15 protein-coding genes are annotated in these 18,221 nt (G+C 37.9%); 7 read left to right on the top strand and 8 right to left on the bottom strand.

Annotated features, from left to right (window positions below; genetic code table 11):
* Positions 1–109: 109 nt before the first annotated feature.
* Positions 110–619, top strand: a complete 510-nt coding sequence (locus H1R81_RS19135; protein ID WP_181842361.1) for a hypothetical protein — start codon at positions 110–112, stop codon at positions 617–619.
* A gap of 28 nt (positions 620–647) precedes the next feature.
* On the opposite strand, the gene H1R81_RS19140 is transcribed toward H1R81_RS19135, so the two are convergent.
* A complete protein-coding gene (locus H1R81_RS19140; RefSeq protein WP_181842362.1) occupies positions 648–1,568 on the bottom strand; it encodes a ComEA family DNA-binding protein in 921 nt (306 codons plus the stop codon).
* Positions 1,569–1,726: 158 nt separating this feature from the next.
* On the opposite strand from H1R81_RS19140, the gene H1R81_RS19145 reads away from it, so the two are divergent.
* Positions 1,727–3,214 (top strand): glycine--tRNA ligase, encoded by a 1,488-nt coding sequence (locus tag H1R81_RS19145; protein ID WP_181842363.1) that lies wholly within the window; start codon positions 1,727–1,729, stop codon positions 3,212–3,214.
* Positions 3,215–3,421: 207 nt separating this feature from the next.
* Positions 3,422–5,083 (top strand): AMP-binding protein, encoded by a 1,662-nt coding sequence (locus tag H1R81_RS19150; RefSeq protein WP_181842364.1) that lies wholly within the window; start codon positions 3,422–3,424, stop codon positions 5,081–5,083.
* A 292-nt stretch (positions 5,084–5,375) separates the two neighbouring features.
* Here H1R81_RS19150 and H1R81_RS19155 read toward each other — a convergent pair whose 3' ends face one another.
* The 3 genes from H1R81_RS19155 to H1R81_RS19165 are packed head-to-tail and all read right to left on the bottom strand — an operon-like array spanning position 5,376 to position 8,276.
* The gene (locus H1R81_RS19155; protein ID WP_181842365.1) at positions 5,376–6,845 is read right to left on the bottom strand and encodes a 3-coathanger stack domain-containing protein; all 1,470 of its coding nucleotides are present in this window, start codon (positions 6,843–6,845) and stop codon (positions 5,376–5,378) included.
* Between the two features lie 10 nt (positions 6,846–6,855).
* A complete protein-coding gene (locus tag H1R81_RS19160; RefSeq protein WP_181842366.1) occupies positions 6,856–7,935 on the bottom strand; it encodes a hypothetical protein in 1,080 nt (359 codons plus the stop codon).
* A 5-nt stretch (positions 7,936–7,940) separates the two neighbouring features.
* Positions 7,941–8,276 carry a LytTR family DNA-binding domain-containing protein gene (locus H1R81_RS19165; RefSeq protein ID WP_181842367.1) on the bottom strand — a complete coding sequence of 112 codons (336 nt, stop codon included), beginning with the start codon at positions 8,274–8,276 and terminating at the stop codon, positions 7,941–7,943.
* 176 nt (positions 8,277–8,452) lie between these two features.
* Between H1R81_RS19165 and H1R81_RS19170 the strand changes: the two genes are divergently transcribed.
* Both H1R81_RS19170 and H1R81_RS19175 read left to right on the top strand, forming a co-directional pair.
* Positions 8,453–9,115, top strand: a complete 663-nt coding sequence (locus H1R81_RS19170) for a response regulator transcription factor (RefSeq protein ID WP_181842368.1) — start codon at positions 8,453–8,455, stop codon at positions 9,113–9,115.
* Positions 9,112–11,058, top strand: coding sequence for a tetratricopeptide repeat-containing sensor histidine kinase (locus H1R81_RS19175; RefSeq protein ID WP_181842369.1), 1,947 nt, complete (start codon positions 9,112–9,114; stop codon positions 11,056–11,058). The genes H1R81_RS19170 and H1R81_RS19175 overlap by 4 nt, the downstream gene beginning before the upstream one ends.
* A gap of 53 nt (positions 11,059–11,111) precedes the next feature.
* Here H1R81_RS19175 and H1R81_RS19180 read toward each other — a convergent pair whose 3' ends face one another.
* Positions 11,112–12,077, bottom strand: coding sequence for a hypothetical protein (locus tag H1R81_RS19180; protein WP_181842370.1), 966 nt, complete (start codon positions 12,075–12,077; stop codon positions 11,112–11,114).
* Between the two features lie 295 nt (positions 12,078–12,372).
* Here H1R81_RS19180 and H1R81_RS19185 point away from each other — a divergent pair, with 295 nt between their 5' ends.
* Entirely contained in the window at positions 12,373–13,806 is a 1,434-nt protein-coding gene (locus tag H1R81_RS19185; protein ID WP_181842371.1) for a sensor histidine kinase, read from the top strand.
* 293 nt (positions 13,807–14,099) lie between these two features.
* On the opposite strand, the gene H1R81_RS19190 is transcribed toward H1R81_RS19185, so the two are convergent.
* Positions 14,100–15,077: a DUF4382 domain-containing protein gene (locus H1R81_RS19190; RefSeq protein WP_181842372.1), complete on the bottom strand. Its 978-nt coding sequence runs from the start codon at positions 15,075–15,077 to the stop codon at positions 14,100–14,102.
* A 324-nt stretch (positions 15,078–15,401) separates the two neighbouring features.
* Between H1R81_RS19190 and H1R81_RS19195 the strand changes: the two genes are divergently transcribed.
* Complete coding sequence (locus H1R81_RS19195; protein ID WP_181842373.1) at positions 15,402–15,887, top strand: hypothetical protein; 486 nt, start codon at positions 15,402–15,404, stop codon at positions 15,885–15,887.
* Between the two features lie 41 nt (positions 15,888–15,928).
* Here H1R81_RS19195 and chrA read toward each other — a convergent pair whose 3' ends face one another.
* Both chrA and H1R81_RS19205 read right to left on the bottom strand, forming a co-directional pair.
* Positions 15,929–17,110, bottom strand: coding sequence for a chromate efflux transporter (chrA, locus tag H1R81_RS19200; protein WP_181842374.1), 1,182 nt, complete (start codon positions 17,108–17,110; stop codon positions 15,929–15,931).
* Positions 17,111–17,208: 98 nt separating this feature from the next.
* Complete coding sequence (locus H1R81_RS19205; RefSeq protein WP_181842375.1) at positions 17,209–18,165, bottom strand: isopenicillin N synthase family oxygenase; 957 nt, start codon at positions 18,163–18,165, stop codon at positions 17,209–17,211.
* Between the last annotated feature and the right edge of the window lie 56 nt (positions 18,166–18,221).

Genomic DNA, 18,221 nt, shown 5'->3' on the forward strand with positions numbered 1-18,221 from the left:
ATCTGAAAAAAAGTCCTCGCTTCTTGAGGACTTTTTTTGTTTTTACGCAACCCTCTTATCTATATCTGCATCTACTGAAAAACTAACAATATTAATCTTCTCTGAAATTATGAAAAAGCTTCAATTATTATCACTCGCTCTTTTGTTACTCTGCTCAAATTTAGTTATTGCACAAAGTCTGGAATCAAACACACAATGGTTGAGTGTTCATTTAGACAAATTAGTGAAAGAAGAGAAAGGCAAAAATCTGAATGTAAATGGCAAGGAAAGTGTTCCTACTTTCAGATTCAAAGGATGCCAGATGAACATGAACATTGATTCAAGAGATTCAGATGTGGATTTTGGCATGAGTATCTCGTGGCTTTTGAAAGATGTGCAAAGAGTTTCTTATGCCAGAAAAGACAACAATTATGAATTGAAAATGATTGTGCCTGCTGACAGGCTAAAAATGAAATTAGGTTTTGGCAATGATAATGCACTGAGTGGCTCGTTCAATCTAAAGGATAATGACAGCGACAGCAAAACTAATTTTACGCTCCATACCGACGACGAAAGCATAGTAAAGGCAATTGTAAACAAATTTGAAGATACTGTAAGAATGTGTAAAAACAGCAGATAATCGGAGGGGCAAATGCCCCTCTTCTCTTTTAAAATTCCAGATAAGGTTCTATCCTCTGAATAGTAGCCTCATCTAATATTTTAATCTGTCTCAAATCATCTATTGTCTTAAATCTACCGTGTTGTTCACGATAGGCAATAATTGCCCTTGCCTGAGCAAATTTCAGGTAAGGGTGTCTTAAATCTGCAAGAGATAACTGGTTCACTTTCAGTTTTCTGATGTTTCCATCCACAAAACCATACTTCAACAATTCGTCTGCTGTTTCAGTAGGTAAACCATAGGTTTCTCTCACCTGGTCTGCATTCGCAAATCCACCTAAAATATCTCTGAACTTCACAATTCGCTTGGCATAACCAGAGCCTATACCTCTTATCAGTTTCAGTTGCGTAGTATCGGCTGTATTCAGGTCAAATCTGGTAAGAGTTTCTGTTTTCTTAGGAGCAATCACAGTAGGTTTTTCAGCGACAATGGGTTGGGCTATAATTTCAGCCTGTGGAGTATTGGTAGATTCATCTTCCAAAGATGGTAAGCTAATATAGGGCTCTAATCGCTCATAGGTTTCGGGGTAAAGCCCATAGATTTTGGCTAAATCCTCTTTCTTTCTGAACTTTCCTCCTTTGCTTCTGTACTTTTCAATTCGCTCGGCAATAAATCTGGGTAATCCTAATTCTTCTAATTGTGCAACAGTGGCAGTATTTGGGTCAAAATTAAATAGCTTATAAGATTTTGTTTTATTACCCGCATAATCTGATTTAAACTGACGATTCTTGCTATACTCCTTTGTCTGATTATCTACTGCAACTGTGAGGCTATCCAACATTTTCGGTGAAGAAATTACCAGATTCTGTGGTTTCCGGCTAAAAAAATAGTCTGATCCCCACATGAACAAGAGTACTCCAATGATGATACCAAAAGCAGATACGACTCCCTTGGCTTCGTGAGAAGTCATGCTTAGAGAATCACGTATAAATTTCTGAATTCGTTTCATAAAATAGCTGTCACATACAAATTACTCAAAAATAACAAGATAGCTCATGAAATTGCGAGGTTTTAGTTAATTTTGTGAGATTATCAATATCAGGCTATAAATCTATTTAAAATAATTAAATGAGCAAACCAGCATTAACAAATTCACTGCAAGATATTATTTCTCATGCCAAAGAATATGGATTTGTGTTTCCATCCTCTGAAATCTATGACGGGCTTCAGGCAGTTTATGACTACGGACAAAACGGTGTAGAACTTAAAAATAATCTGAAAACAGCCTGGTGGAAAGCCATGACACAATTGCACGATAATATTGTAGGGATTGACGCTGCTATTTTTATGCACCCGCTAACCTGGAAGGCGTCAGGCCACGTTGATGGTTTCAACGACCCTATGATTGATAATAAAGACAGCAAAAAACGCTATCGTGCCGACCAGTTGTTAGAAGGTAAAGCAGAGGAATATGAAGCTGCCGGACAAACCGAAAAAGCAAAGGCTTTATTGGCTGAAACGGGCAGGTTATTGGGTGCAGAGGATTTAGCGGGCGTACGTGAATTGATTATTGCCGAAAATATTGTTTGTCCTATTTCTAAAACTGCTAACTGGACTGAAGTGCGTCAGTTTAACCTCATGTTCTCAACTCAGGTAGGTTCGGTAGCAGAAGATTCAAGTTTAATCTATCTTCGCCCTGAAACAGCGCAAGGAATCTTTGTCAACTTCCTGAATGTACAGAAAAGCGGACGGATGAAAGTACCTTTCGGTATTGCACAGATTGGAAAGGCATTCAGAAATGAGATTGTAGCACGCCAGTTCACTTTCCGTATGCGCGAGTTTGAGCAAATGGAAATGCAGTTTTTTGTACGCCCCGGAACAGAAATGGAATGGTATAAACAATGGAAAGAAACCCGTTTGAAGTTCCATCAGGCAGTAGGTTTACCAATAGCGAAATTGAAATTCCACGACCACGAAAAATTAGCACACTATGCCAATGCTGCGGTTGATATTGAATTTGAGTTCCCGTTTGGATTCCGTGAAATTGAGGGTATTCACTCAAGAACAGATTTTGACTTGCGTAATCATCAGGAGTTATCGAAGAAAAAACAACAATACTTTGATGCCGACCTGGATGAAAACGGTAAGCCTTTTGGTAATTATATTCCTTATGTAGTTGAAACCTCAGTAGGTGCCGACCGACTTTTCTTAGCCACCTTTTGCAATGCCTTTACAAGAGAAACGGTTGGCGAAGGAGAAAACGAAAAAGAACGTACTTACCTGAAATTACACCCTGCATTAGCTCCTATCAAAGCTGCCGTATTGCCATTAGTTAAAAAAGATGGTTTGGCAGAAAAAGGTGAAGCTATTGCACAATCGTTAAAATCTTCATTCAGAACAGTTTATGATGATGGTGGTGCCATTGGTAAACGTTATACTCGTCAGGATTTGATTGGTACTCCTTATTGTATTGCGGTTGATTACCAGACAATGGAAGATGATACGGTTACTATCCGTCATCGTGATACAATGGAGCAGGAAAGAGTAGCCATCAGCGAATTGAAAGAAAAAATAGGCTATCAGGTTTCTATGGAACGTATCCTGGAAAATATATAGGGATTTATTACCATAATTGCTTAAAACAGCATGAAATAGTCAATTATTTCATGCTGTTTTTATTTTCAGGAGTTCTCAAAATCTTCATATCTAATCCAAAAAATAAAAATTTTCGTAAATTCTTAGTATTATTTAATTTCTTCATCTTTTTATACTATTTTTATAGTGCCTAAGCTATCAACCATACCTGTTAATGCCAGCACTCTTATGAAACTTTCTCCCGATAAAACTTTATTGGAGTATTTTTACTATCGAGAAAAAAATCAACCTGATAAAATCTATCTCCGCCAACCATTCGGAGATACTTACAAAGATTTTTCATGGCAAGAAGTAGGACAGCAGGCCCGAAAAATAGCAACCTATCTCAAATCACTGAATCTACCTCCCAAAAGTAATATTGCTTTGGTTTCAAAAAACTGTGCCGAATGGCTCATTGCTGATTTTGGTATCCTGATGTCCGGCCATGTATCTGTTCCTTTCTATGCCACACTCACCGCCGTGCAACTTAATCAGGTAATGGTACATAGCGGCTCTCAGGTGATTTTTGTGGGTAAATTAGATGATGTTCAGGGTATTGAAAAAGGGATTCCTTCGGGTGTTACGCGTATCTCCTTCCCTACTTATAATCCGCAATCGAATCATGTGCAATGGGAAGAGATAATGAATAACTACAATCCTCAGGAGGAAGATTATCTTCCGAAGATGGATGATTTATTCAGTATTATTTATACTTCCGGCACTACCGGAAATCCTAAAGGCGTGATGCTGACCTTTAAGGCAGTAGCCTCTGGTGTATATAGCACCCGTGAACACACCAGATTAGATTATCCTGATGCTCGTTTCTTTTCGTATCTGCCCTTATGCCATATTGCAGAAAGAAATGTGATAGAAGCTGCCGCTACCGTAGCCGGAGCAACTGTCTATTTCGCTGAAACATTAGAAAGTTTTGCCAAAAACCTTGCAGTGGCACGCCCTACCCACTTTTTAGCTGTTCCTCGTATCTGGACAAAATTCCAGTTAGGTATCCTGTCCAAAATACCGCAAAACAAATTAGATTTTCTGCTGAAAATACCTGTTATCAATAAACTCATTAAAGCGAAAATCCGCAAAGGATTAGGGCTAAATGATACAGCTATTATTCTGACAGCCGCTGCTCCTATGCCTCCCCCATTAATAGAATGGTTCAGAAACTTAGGTATCGTCATTCAGGAAGCTTATGGAATGACTGAAAACCTTGGAGCCGTAAGTATGATGCCGCGCGAAAAAATCAAAGATGGCACAGTAGGAAAGGTATATCCTGGCATGGAAATAAAACTGATGCCCGATACGCATGAAATATGTACCCGCTCCGATTGGAATATGACGGGCTATTATAAAGAACCGCAAATGACAGCCGAAACGATTGATTCGGACGGCTGGATACACACAGGCGATGTGGGCGAATTAGATGAAGATGGCTACCTGAAAATAACAGGAAGAGTAAAAGAAATGTATAAAACTTCAAAAGGTGAATACGTGGCTCCGGTACAGATAGAGGTAGGCTTTGCCAATAATAATTTCATTGAACAGATATGCGTGGCAGGTAATAATTTACCTCAGCCCATTGCCCTGGTAGTATTATCTGATTTTGCTAAAGCTACTGAAAAACAAAAGGTCAGCGAAAGTCTGGAAGCTACGCTAAAAGGGCTGAATCCAACCCTGAAGCCTTACGAAAAGGTACAAAGAATAGTGATAATGAAAGACCCCTGGACAGTAGATAATAATAAACTAACCCCCACCATGAAGATAAAAAGGGGAAATATTGAAAAAGAATTTGCCTCCCGATTAGAACCGTGGTACAATAAAAAAGAAACCGTTGTCTGGGAATAAATATTTAAACGTATTCTTACACAAACCTCAATAAACTAAATAAAAGCAAAAGGGGGATAGTTCTATTGAGCTACCCCCTTACCTATGCTCAACTTAAATTAGCATCCCTCATAGGATTTTAACTTGAAACGATGCAATTTTCAATCTTTATCAAGCAATTTATCTTTGAAATACCCTAAAGAAATAGGAACCATTTCATTACCTGTTTCATAAAACTTGTCCTTATATAAACTCTTCTCTCTCAATCAGCAGATAAAATTTTTGAAAGAAATTCTGTTGATTTTATGTAAAGCTAAAAACAACTTCCAATCTGTGCCCTGAATACCTTACTTCCACTTGCCTCAAACCCTGCGGAAAGTATAATACTTTTACCGGCGGTATAGCTTAGGTCAGTATTGATTGCTTTTTTCTGACTTACGATAGTATTAGATGCCTGATAGATATTTGATGGGAGTGTCCCTGTACCATGAGTAATATTAATTGGGCAAGGTACAGTTATCACTACCGGGCCACCTACTATGCTTCCTGTCCCACAGCCATTATTAATTGATGTTATGGGGTAATGTGTTGTTACAGTAGGACTTACATTTATTGGGTGAGGCGTGCTATTAATAGTATAGGTTTGGCCTGCTACCACAGCCGTAGCGGGGAGCGAACCCGAAATATTAACGTATATAGTAGTACTACTCCCAAAAGTAATGGTCTGTGAGCCACTCATAAAGCCCGTGGGTTCTGTCTTGATAGTAAGTGTAGTAGACGACACCGATTTCATATAAGGTAGTGTGCTTACAACTCGTACTTTGTACCCATTACCTTCATTGATGATTTCAGGTAGATTAGCTTGTAGGTTATTACCATTTACTGTGGTGCTGAGATCCGTAAAGTTATTGCCGCTTGCATCACTCAATTGAAGTTTAAATTTATTTTTATCGGGATCAAACTCACCTGTTTTTGTAAATGGAACTGAAATACCTGCACCAGCACAAAAAGAAGCTGGAGAAATAGTCCCTGCATTAAGTGTATAAGAGTCGTCATTATCGAAAGACGCTCTATAAAATGCAGACCAATTACCCTCAGCATCTTTTGCTCTTATTGTAATAATATTTTGCCCCTGTGGCAACCCTGCTGTCAGAGCTTCAAACCCGGCGCTTACGTCAGCCGAACTAACCGGAGTAAATGATACTGAAGTAGCCATATCCAATCCTGGGTCAGATCCAATAAAATATTCTATTTTAGCAATGTTTATCCCTGGTGCTTCTGCATCAATGAACACGCTTTTGCTTTGCCAGACTGACCAGAAGCCATAGGCATCTTTTACACGGTAATTCAGTAGATGATTCCCAGAACCTAATTCATTAGTAGGAATCTCATTTGTAAATTCGTAGTCAGTTACGCCATTAACAGATAACTGGGCCGGAGTACCGTTATCCCAATAATATTCCAGTTTACGTACATCCTTCGGTTCTTCTCCGGGGTTATAATTTTCAGGAGCAATCATTACATTTTGCGCATACGACTGAGACCAGTTGTTTTCATCATCCTTAAATCTTACATATAGCACATGGTTACCCGGGCTTAAATCAACTACGTTAATTAATAGAGTTGAATCAATGCTCTGAAGAGAATCCAAATCAGCTAATGCAAGCCCCTGCCCAAATCCGGGGTCAGTATCCCAGTAAAATTCGCCTCTGATAAGCCTGCTTTGCGAAAAAACAGATATACTTAAAAAACAGGCAAATACTGAAAATAATAATTTGTGCATGGTGTTCACATTAATTGTTGGTTTTGGCTTTTAATTTTATCTGTATAGTGCTATTGTTGGCAGCAACGGGTGGTACACTTACCTCGTACACATAAGGCCCTGTGGGTATTCCAGACAACACGTATGGTTCATCTCCGCCAAAAGCCCCGGCATCAGTTACTGGCGAATCATTACTAAAAGGAGCTAATCTGCCAAAATCCCGTGCCGGAGAAGAAGTACCAAGTATATTTCGGGCATCTGTCGTCAGTCCTGCGCTATTACCCGGGTATCCGGCAAAAAAAGTAGTATTATCCTGATTAATCAGATTCGTGACAGGAGCGTTTTGTTCGGGTGTACCATTCCCTTTTAAAACATTATACTTGAAGTTTTGAGGCACATTAACTCCATTTAGTAAATATGAGCCGCTCGTAAGAAGACTTATCCCAAAAATATTGTTATAAAAAGACAGATTAAGATAAGCACCCCCTCCCATATTAAAATCATCTCCGTTAGAAGTTGTCAGGCTGGCCGCGAAGGTATTGTTAATAAATGCTCCCGATGATTCTGCTCCATGATTCAAATAAAAGTCTGCTTCAATAATATTATTTTTAAACAAATAATTGCTGTTCTGATAACTGTTTGACCCATTAATCTGGATGCTACTTGCTAAAATATAACATTGCTTAACAGACACATTCTGAACAGCTTTATAATTCCCGATATTCTGGCCCAGATATAAAACAGACCCGGACGCATTAAAAAAATTACGTGAAAAAGTAACATTAGAAGCCCCGATGTACACATTCTGCTGAATCTGAAAACCTGTCATGATACTGTTTGAAGACCCGTCTGTGAACTCAACAGTCCCGTTAATTACAGCCGGACCAACCCCAGGGCCACCGCCAGGCAGAAAATACCCTGTTCCGATAAAGCTGAGGGCTTTATTGACAGATATGTTGCCATAATTCCCAGCACCAACCATAAGCACATCTCCGGCAACAGCATTATTTATTTTAGTCTGAAGGTTATCTCCGTTCACTACCGGAACAATGGCAGCTATGACATTTAACTGGATAAAAAATAAAGTGCCGAGTAAAAATTTTGTTTTCATAAGTATTAAAATAAAAGATAAGACATTATTTTTTCTCTGGAATGAGTCAGTCTTCGACGCGAATAATATAACGACATACCATTGATGAGACTTACATAATTAGCATTGCTGTTCCATGCCTCTCTTTCAACATAGGCAAGATTCACAAGATACCTGCGATTTATCCTTACGAAATCGTGGTTTTGTGTTATATCCTGAATCTTTTTCAGTGTCTTGGCTATGGTAAAGCATTTTCCGTTATTCAAATGAAAAACCGAATAGTTAATATCTGATTCAATGAATATTATTTCACGAGCACTAATCGACACAGTTTTGAGCAATTGCAAACTTTCTGGTAGCATCAGCTTAGTTATTTAAAGAATCCTGTTATTTTTATTGCAAAATTGTCAGCAACAATCCTAATGGTCAATAGGGCAAATGCCCTATTTTCGTGTGCTGAATTATAGGGCATTTGCCCTATTGAACTGATGTGCTTGTAATGCTTATTTTACCGATCTATATTATAAAGCAGATTAGTATGAAAATAATTAAAATAGGTATTGTTGATGATAACCCTACACTTCTGAAAAATATCAGCAGAAATCTATCCATCTACGAAGAACTGCACATTGACTTCACGGCTATCAGCGGAAGGGATGCACTCAGAAAACTTAATGAGCATACACCTGATGTACTTTTGATGGACATAGAAATGCCTCTGATGGACGGCATCGAAACAACCCGTGAGATAAAAACCCGGTTTCCAGACCAGAAAATTATGATGCTTACCGTATCAGACCGTGAAGACAAAATATTTGAGGCTATCAAGGCCGGAGCCACCGGATACTTGCTCAAAGAAGAACGGCCTTCTAAAATATTAGCCTCAATTGAAGAATTAATGGAAGGAGGAGCACCTATGTCGCCTGCTATAGCTGCTAAAACCCTTGAAATTCTAAGAAAACAGCAGGTAAATGATACATATATTCAAAATACAGAATCGCCTGCAACTTTTAATTTAACCAAAAGAGAAATTGAGGTAATAGAAAACATTGCAAGCGGGCTTACTTATAGTCAGATTGCCCTAAAATTGTTTATATCTACAAAGACAACGCGTAAACATATCGAAAACATTTATCTGAAATTACAGGTACACTCCAAATTAGAGGTTGTACAACTGGCGCAAAAAAATAAATGGATATGAAATCAAGACTACTTATCATATTATTTTTCTATATACACTTAAATTCAGGTACTTTTGCTCAGAAGCAACAATCAGACAGCCTTAATACACTTCTGAAAGAGGCAAAATCTGATTCAGAAAAAATAAAACTATATATAAAATTTTCAGAAATAGTCAGAGCTTACAACCTGCCTGCTTCTGTCAGCTATGGGCATAAAGCCGCAGGATTAGCACAAGAATCAAATTGGTCGGAAGGTAAGGCAATGGCCCATGAAGCACTGGCTTTTAGTTATTTTGAACTTAAAAAAACTGACTCCTCTATTTATTTTGCCAATAGTGCCGCTTCTGCCTATCAACAATTACAGAAACTTAAGGCTAAAGCAATAATGTTGGTTTTACTTGGTAAAAAACTTTTGAGTGTTCAGAAATACGCTGAAGCCAAAAATTACTTCACACAGGCACTTGAAACAAACAGGGAATTGTCAGACTTCAATGGTGAGTTGGGAGTACTCGAAGATATGGGCTGGCTTTATCATCACATTGGCAACTACGATGTATCAAACAAACAATTTGAAAAAGCTTATACTTTAGCACTGAAATTAAAAGATACTAAAGCTTTAGCACATCTGAATGCCGCTTTTGCTAACAATTATATTGCCATAAGAAATTACGCATTAGCACAAAGGAAATACTTTGAATCGGCCAAATACTTCAAAAAACAAGGCGACTTAAATAGCTATTCTCTTTATTTAGCTTCAGCTGCTAATCTGTATCGCAGACTTAATCAACTCAAAAAAGCCAAGGAACCACTACTTGAAGCTTATAAAATCGCTAAACAAAATAACTACTCGTGGAATATCTGCACCATTGCCCGGTATCTGGGAATGCTCTATACAGATCTGGAAGAATATTATGTTGCCGAAAGTTATCTGATAGAAAGCAATCAGGTTGCAAAAAAACTGAATAGTAACCCTGAAATAATAAAAGCTTACTATGCTTTTGAAAGATTATATTACCTCCAAAAAGACCTCGCCAATGGAGACCGCTACCAGAAGCTGATTATCAGCATGCGAGATTCTCTTTATAATGCCGAAAGCTCTGCACAACTGGCAAAGTTTGATATAAGATATAAAACTGCTGAAAAGGAAAAGCTTCTGGCTCACACACAATTAGAGATAGCCCGCAAGCAAAACCTGATTTTCGGGATCTCTATTGCTCTGATCATCGTTATGTCAGCATCGGTTGCTATATGGTATATTCAGAAAATAAAACACGAGGCAGATGTAAAAGGTCTTTCACTTCAACACGCACAGATTGAACTCAAAACGCGTGAACAGGAAAGGCAGCGAATTGCCAAAGATTTGCACGATAGTTTAGGCTCACAATTAACAATTGTCTCTACCAATCTTGATAATGCCTGTTTTCTGGTAGAGAAAAATTGTTTGACCTCTGAAAAACTGGAAGCAATAAATGCAAATGTGAGAGAGGCAGTTCAAAGCCTGAGAGATACTATTTGGGCTACTAACACGACTATTATCAGGGCATCAATGCTTTATGCACGTATGCAACAATACTTGCTAAAAATATTTTCTGAACAAGAACATATAATTTATCAGGCAACATTTCTTGGTGATGATAAAGACTTAAATGCAATCGAGGCTCTTAACCTGTTCAGAATCTTTCAGGAATCAATCCAGAATATACTTAAGCATGCGCAGGCAGATAAAATCCATTTGACATTTGAATCATCGGCCAATTCTCTAAAATTGTTAATCGCCGATAATGGAATCGGTTTTGATACATCTGCCAACCCCTTTTATGAAACTTTTGGCCTATTAAATATGAAAATACGAAGTGAAGAAATAAAAGCGGACTTAAAAATCACATCGGTTGTCAATCAAGGCACAGAGATAGTAGTTGTAAAAAATGATAATTATCGCAGATCTACTCTAACACAGCGTTAAAAACAAAAGGGGGTAGTTCTTACGAGCTACCCCCTTCATACAATGCAATAATTTTAGAAAAACAAGAAGCTATTTCTCACTTTAAACTCTACGGTTCCTAAATAATCGTTATTTGAGTAAACCGATGCTTTATAAGTACCCGGTGCCAACTTCTCTTTCACATCAAACATAAAAGTTGTGTTTTGTGGATTTTTTGAAAAATCAACTGTTTGTGTGGCATGTACAGCAATAGGCATTAACTTTTCTCCTTTCATAATACTAACTTCTTTCTCAGCACCTTTAACAGGTACATTCTTATCGTCCAGAATTGTCAGATACAATGTCTGCATACTTTCAGTACTTGTTTTTACCATTTCTGGTACTACAAAAGAAACTTTTAGTGTATGAGCTTTCTTTGCCTTAGCTGTTACCTTAGAATTTGGCTTAAGTGCTTCTACTCTGAAATTATCTGCTGGTGAATCGTATATAATGTCATCTACTTTTTTGTTTAGTGAAGCAATTCGTGTATTCAGTTCGTCGCTTTGTGTTCTCAACTCATCATACTTTGCTTTCCATTCCGTATTTTCAGAAATTAAATTGGCATTATTAGCCTGTAAATCTGATAAATTTCTTTCCATCAATACTTTAACATCATTTAAAGCAATAATCTGATTATTCAGAATCGTCAATTGCTCATCTTTCGATTTACCTTGTTTTCTCAGATTGGCTGTTTCTCTGTTCAATTTTGATACTACTTTTTCCTTTTCTGCAAGTAAACCATTAATATATTCGGTCTTGTTTACCAATTCTGCATTTTCATCGCGTTCATCATTCAGATCTTTTGTCAACCCATTTATTTCTTCTTCGAGATTATTCTTTACCGTCATCAACGAATCTGACTGTACAGTAAATCTATCTCTCTCGTCTGATATTTCGCTCGAACGATATGCCTGATATATGCCAAAGGCGGTGGCTACTGCCAAAGCTCCTACCAATATCCCAGTAAAAGCTCTTTTTCTTGAATCTGTTAATTCTGACATAATATTTATGTGTTTGTGTGTAAAGCTATTCTAAGCATTTTTTGATGTTTAAAGGAAAATAAGCATACCACAGGCCTTTTATTAGTTTTTAACTATATTTGTCAAATACACTGGGGAAATTATTCCTCAAAGCTTTCACTTTTTGACAGTAATCTGATTATAAACGACTTAACTTTGTGGAAATTTATCTGAAAATCAGGCTGAGAATTTTTACCTTTGATTGAATAAAGTTCTCCTGTTTTCGTTTTTAAAGCTAAGACTAACGTTACATTGCTACATAAACTTATTGTAATTTATGCGTAAACCGTTTAGATATGTAACGCTTTCGTTTATCTCATGTATTATCCTCTTGCTGATACTTACTATTATCTCGTATGTGAAAGTGCATCAGACCCTGGCATATATGGAGGATATAGAACGTAATTATCAGGTGATGATGAAAGGGGAAGAGTTAATCTCCAAAATGAAAGATATGGAAGCGGGGCAACGAGGCTACCTGCTTACACAACGTAACGTTTTTCTGAATCCGTATTACGATGCTTACAGGGTTGTTGGTAAAATCATTAATGACCTCGAAGATCTGGTAGAACATAATCATACACAGACCTCAAGACTTACGCACCTTAAAAAACTGATTGCCGATAAAATAAAAATTACCGATGCCAATATAAAACTGGCAAGAGCCAAAGAACCTATCAGTCCTGATAATCTGAGAGAGGATAAGAATAAAATGGATGAGATACGAAATACAATGAATCTTTTTCAGCTAACCGAAAAACAGATTCTGAATAATAAGTATGCATTGAAAATAACCAACGATAAGAACCTCCCCGCGTACATCATAGCTCTCTCTGCCTCTTCAGCTTTGCTCTTGCTGGCTTCATTTGGCTTTCTTATCTACGAGCTCCGCAAACGTATCAAGTTTCAAAAAGCGCTGGAAAATAACCTTGATAAACTTCAAAGATCCAATTCAGAATTAGAACAATTTGCTTATGTTGCCTCACACGATCTGAAAGAACCGTTAAGAAAAATCAGAGCTTTTAGCGGAATTCTACTGAAAAAGCACTATCAGGTACTTAATCAGGATGGACAGGAATCTCTTGATAAAATTGAGAAATCAGCCGAGCGTATGCAGTTATTAATTGATGATTTACTGACTTTTTCCCGTACAGTTAACCACAGGAATCAGGAGTTTGAGGTGATTGATCTGAATGAGATATTAGAAGAAGTTCAAAGTGATATTTCGGTTGCTATTGAAGAGAAACAAGCCAGGATTATTACAGAAAACCTGCCCTTTATCATGGGTTTTTCTTTTCAATTGAAACAACTCTTCCATAACCTTTTAAGTAACTCTATCAAATTTTCAAAAAAGGGAGTTGCTCCGGTTATTGAAATTACTTCAGAAGAAATGGCGGGTAAAGACATTTTTTTTATTGAAGGCATACGTGAAGAAAGTACTTTTTATCATCTCTGCTTTCAGGATAATGGCATCGGCTTTGAACGCACATATGCCGAAAAGATTTTTGTTATTTTCCAGCGCTTGCATGGGCGGCAGGATTACGAAGGTACAGGCATAGGGTTAGCTATTTGCAAGCGGGTAATGGGCAATCATAATGGCTTTATTTTTGCCGAAGGTGAATTGGGTAAAGGAGCCAGATTCCATCTTTTCTTCCCAAAAACGCCTAATCTCGTTAATAACAACCAGATACAAAAACTGCTATCTGTATAATCAACGTCAGCGATCAGGGGAAATACCAAGAATCTACGTTGTAAGGTGTTGATTCAACCAGAATTGTATCTTATTAGTACCTGCAATCTGACCAATCAATTAGTCAATCATCAGCTCGCAAAGATTCAATTAATTGTTGGGTTGACAGAATGTTAATCACGAAAGGCCGCTATAAGCGGCCCATTGTGTGAGTTAAACAATTCAACTTCATAATTAAATGTGTTTTCTATTCCGAACAGATACAACACATTTTCTTTTTCATGGCTATTTTATATATATAAGAATAAACTGGGTTACAAACCTAATACAGTACTGGCTGTGATAGACAGATTAACATCTGTGCTTGATTTGACTGCAATATTTGATAAATCAATATTGTTTTTACTTGTCAGATTCAATAAAGCAACCAGTCCGAATAACCCACCAGATGGTTTATTATAAGAAGCACAATGTACTTCATAATCGCCCTGATCCAAGAATGCCGCTTTAAAATTACCATTTGCGTCTACTTTAGTACTCGTAATCGCATTTTTAAATTGAATCTTGCTTTCTCCTTGCCCTTGTGTTTCGGTTGTCTGGCTAAAAGTACCTTTCTTATAGACATATACTACTACATTGCCCATTGTTGTCGCATTATAGTTATCTATTTTACCTGCTATATTGCCTGCAGAAGTACGTTCAACCATCCGAATCGATGATTGTAGTTCATTATAACTGACAAACGAATAAGTAGTTTGGTTACCAGAAGTCTCACTCTTAATTGCTTTCCGCAAATCAAAGTCAAGAATTATATCGGTAGCTGAGCCTTCCGTAACCATAAATTCTTTGGTAGTAAGATCAATTGAATTTTGTGTACTACCTGTTAATTGTAACTTTTGTTTGGTGTTATCTGTCTTCTGTATATAACACCCGGGCGCTGCACCAGACTGGTCTTTTTCATAATCTAATACCAACGTTAATTTATTAAAAGTCCCGGTATTGAAATTACCTTCTCCCAGACTCAACGAGTTACCATTTTGCAGTTCCAAAAGATTAATCGTTTTAGGACCCTTAAAGCCTTCAAATGTTTTGCCATCTACCTTGATTTCTGTTACTGTCACGAAAGCACCTTTAACATCAGGCGCATCAATAGGAGCATCAGTAATACTAACTTTTAATGTGCCATTGACTGAATCAGGATCAGGGTCGTTTGTAGAATCATCACAAGACAATTGAAAAAATCCTAATGCACCAATAAACATTGCACTAAAAAACATTCTTGAAACTTTCATAAAAATCAGGAATTAGTGAAAAAATAATTGAAAAAATTAATTTGAAAGGTACAAGTATGTTCATAATTCACTGTTCACGTATATATAACTTTTTTAAGTTTCTGACAGGGTTAGCCCAACCCTACCATAAAAACTTTATACCAATAGCATTGTGATAATTTGTTTAAAACAAGTGTAGATTTTATTCCTCATGATTAAACAGAATTTCTACAAACCAGAACGTTAAAAAGGAGGATTTTTACCTGATTATTGCTTGGAACAGGATTTTAACGTTTATATACGAGAACTTTTCTAAATCACTATTTTTTGAATTTTACAGAATAAATGCGCAGAATAATTTTATTGACAGGTTTTATAGTCTTTCGGGTGTTAACTGCCTCTGCTCAACACCCTTATAAAGTAGGCGTTGGAGTAAGATTGAACTATGGTTATGGTTTGAGTTTAAAATATAATATGACTCAGAAAAAATCAGTAGAAGGAATTGTCTATACTCGTTGGAGAGGCATTAATATTACAGGCTTATATGAAATTCACGCTCCGGCATTCAAAACCGCCGGCTGGCGCTGGTATTATGGAATAGGAGGGCATATAGGTGTATGGAGAGACGGACCGAGGTATGGTAACCCCTGGTTTGATGGTCCTGGCTCTTATACCGTTCTGGGTGCAGATGGCATTTTAGGTTTAGAATATACCTTCAGAGAGATACCGCTCAATTTGAGTGTCGACTGGAAACCGGCCATCAATCTCATAGGCTATCAGGGGCTTTGGCTGGATGATGTAGCTGTAACAGCACGCTTTGCAATTAAATAAATAAACTTATATAAAAGATATTCGGGCTTTCACAACCACGATCAGGCACTTGCCCAGCCCATTAATAATCCACCAAGTATAATTAAGTAAACAGGCACTAAACGTGTTTGAAGTAAAATAAACGTCAGGACAATAGTCATAACCGATACTAAATCCACATACATAGGTTGAAAGAGAGAGAATGCCGCCGCAGCCGTAAGGCCAGTACTGGCGGCATTTATGCCTTCAAGAGAAGCCCTTATACCTCGGTATTTTTTCAGCTGGTCCCAGAAACGGATAACAAAGAATATCAGAAAAGTACCGGGCAGAAAAATACCTATCGTAGCTACGAGGCTTCCCAATAGTTCACCACTGATACCCCAATCACGCATAGAAAGTGTACCTACAAACGACGATATAGAAAAAACAGGCCCTGGAGCCAGTTCTACAATTGCCAGGCCTGACAGAAATTCGTCGGCAGATAAATAATGTTTAAACTTTACAAACTCGTTATAGAGCAATGGCTTCAGGATATGCCCCCCACCAAAGGTCAGGCTTCCGTTCCGATAAAAATTCTCAAACAAACGAATAGGCAAAGAATGCGTAAGAGCACCCAACCCCGCCGAAAATAGTAATACACTTAACCACAAAAAGAAATTCCCCCACTCTATCCGGATCGGTTCTTTCTGCATTTTTTCCTGTTCACCAAACTTCAATGCGGTAGCCAGCCCTCCTAACAGAATCCAGATAGGTGTGATATAAGGCGACGGAAAAAAGTATCCTGCAATGGCTGCCAGTATCATCAAAAAGACACTCACATAGGTTTTTATAACTTTCATTCCTATCGAAAATGCCGCAAACATAATAAATGCCACCCCCATAGGTTTGATAAATCGGGTAAGATTTGCCAACTGACCTTTTTCAATATAGGTAATGCCTAAAGCTGCGAGGGTCATTAGTAGTGCTCCTGGTAATATCCAGATAAGAAGGGTGATATAAGCAAGATTTGCACCTCCCAGACGAAATCCCAATGCAGTAATGGTTTGAGTAGAGGTAGGCCCGGGCAGAATCTGACAAAGCGCTTGCAATTCTAATAATTCAGCCTCAGTCAAATAATTTCTTTTCTTTACAAACCTGTCCAGAAACATTGTCAGGTGCACTTGCGGCCCGCCGAAGCAGGTCAGCGCAAGAATCATGACATCTTTTAAAAAAATGATGTATCGAATCTGGCGGGTTTTTCGCATCAAATCTACACGATAGTTTTTGTGTGAGTAAAGAAACTAAATATAGCACAGAAAAACCAGATTTTCTGTGCTACACCCATTTTTTTGATTATGAACTGTTATTTTTTCAACCCTAACTCTCTTAACCGTTCATCCAGAAATTCACCTGCTGTCATATTTTCGTAGCGTCGAGGGTTGTTTGCATCAATACAACTATTGAGACAAGTCAAATCAGTCTCAGGGCGGGCATGCATAAAGAAAGGGATAGAGAAGCGGGAAGTTTTCATTTTCTCTCGGGGGGGATTCACCACTCTATGTATTGTAGATTTCAACTTATGATTAGTCAGTCGGTCGAGCATATCACCAACGTTAATAATAATCTGGTCAGGTAAGGCCGTTACCGGAATCCACTTGCCATCTAAACGTAATACTTCCAGGCCTTCTGCCGATGCCCCCATTAGCAAAGTAATCAGATTAATATCTCCGTGAGCTGCCGCACGTACTGCTCCTTCAGGTAAAGCATCAGGATTCTCTATCGGGAAATAATGCAAAGCGCGCAAGATACTATCTCCCCCTTTTACCTTTGCTTCAAAATAATCTTCAGACAAACCTAAATAAAGAGCAATAGCTCTTAACAATGTTTTGCCGGTATTTTCAAAGGTTCGGTAAACTTCGGTGGTATATTTCTCAAACTGAGGCACTTCTGCCGGAAATACATTTGTGTACATATCTCCTTCGGCTTCAGGTTGCCCTATATGGTAAAACTCTTTCAGGTCAGGGCGGCTATGGCCTTTAGCTGTTTCCTTGCCTTTCCCTACATATCCTCTTTGCCCTGCGAGTTCAGGAAACTCATATTTTTTTTTCAATTCATCAGGCTGATAGAAAAACTTTTGTACGGTTTCATAAAGCTTTCCTCTCAACTCTTCAGAAAGGCCATGATTTTTAATAGCCACAAAACCAATATTATTAAAGGCCTTACCTATTTCTTGTACAAATTTAGCTTTACGCTCAGGGTCGCCTGACGTAAAATCTGCTAAATCTAATGACGGTATTTCGTCAAGCAGTGCTTGTTCCATGAGATGAAGTTTTTTTGGCAAAATTAAGGATTTTTCGGCTTCTAAATTAAAAAAAT

The organism is Emticicia sp. BO119 (assembly GCF_013912375.1).
Classification (GTDB): Bacteria; Bacteroidota; Bacteroidia; order Cytophagales; family Spirosomataceae; genus Emticicia.

Coding starts and splice junctions, on each gene's coding strand:
- H1R81_RS19135 (WP_181842361.1), top strand. CDS start 110: ATGAAAAAGCTTCAATTATTATCACTCGCTCTTTTGTTACTCTGCTCA.
- H1R81_RS19140 (WP_181842362.1), bottom strand. CDS start 1,568: ATGACTTCTCACGAAGCCAAGGGAGTCGTATCTGCTTTTGGTATCATC.
- H1R81_RS19145 (WP_181842363.1), top strand. CDS start 1,727: ATGAGCAAACCAGCATTAACAAATTCACTGCAAGATATTATTTCTCAT.
- H1R81_RS19150 (WP_181842364.1), top strand. CDS start 3,422: ATGAAACTTTCTCCCGATAAAACTTTATTGGAGTATTTTTACTATCGA.
- H1R81_RS19155 (WP_181842365.1), bottom strand. CDS start 6,845: ATGCACAAATTATTATTTTCAGTATTTGCCTGTTTTTTAAGTATATCT.
- H1R81_RS19160 (WP_181842366.1), bottom strand. CDS start 7,935: ATGAAAACAAAATTTTTACTCGGCACTTTATTTTTTATCCAGTTAAAT.
- H1R81_RS19165 (WP_181842367.1), bottom strand. CDS start 8,276: ATGCTACCAGAAAGTTTGCAATTGCTCAAAACTGTGTCGATTAGTGCT.
- H1R81_RS19170 (WP_181842368.1), top strand. CDS start 8,453: ATGAAAATAATTAAAATAGGTATTGTTGATGATAACCCTACACTTCTG.
- H1R81_RS19175 (WP_181842369.1), top strand. CDS start 9,112: ATGAAATCAAGACTACTTATCATATTATTTTTCTATATACACTTAAAT.
- H1R81_RS19180 (WP_181842370.1), bottom strand. CDS start 12,077: ATGTCAGAATTAACAGATTCAAGAAAAAGAGCTTTTACTGGGATATTG.
- H1R81_RS19185 (WP_181842371.1), top strand. CDS start 12,373: ATGCGTAAACCGTTTAGATATGTAACGCTTTCGTTTATCTCATGTATT.
- H1R81_RS19190 (WP_181842372.1), bottom strand. CDS start 15,077: ATGAAAGTTTCAAGAATGTTTTTTAGTGCAATGTTTATTGGTGCATTA.
- H1R81_RS19195 (WP_181842373.1), top strand. CDS start 15,402: ATGCGCAGAATAATTTTATTGACAGGTTTTATAGTCTTTCGGGTGTTA.
- chrA (WP_181842374.1), bottom strand. CDS start 17,110: ATGCGAAAAACCCGCCAGATTCGATACATCATTTTTTTAAAAGATGTC.
- H1R81_RS19205 (WP_181842375.1), bottom strand. CDS start 18,165: ATGGAACAAGCACTGCTTGACGAAATACCGTCATTAGATTTAGCAGAT.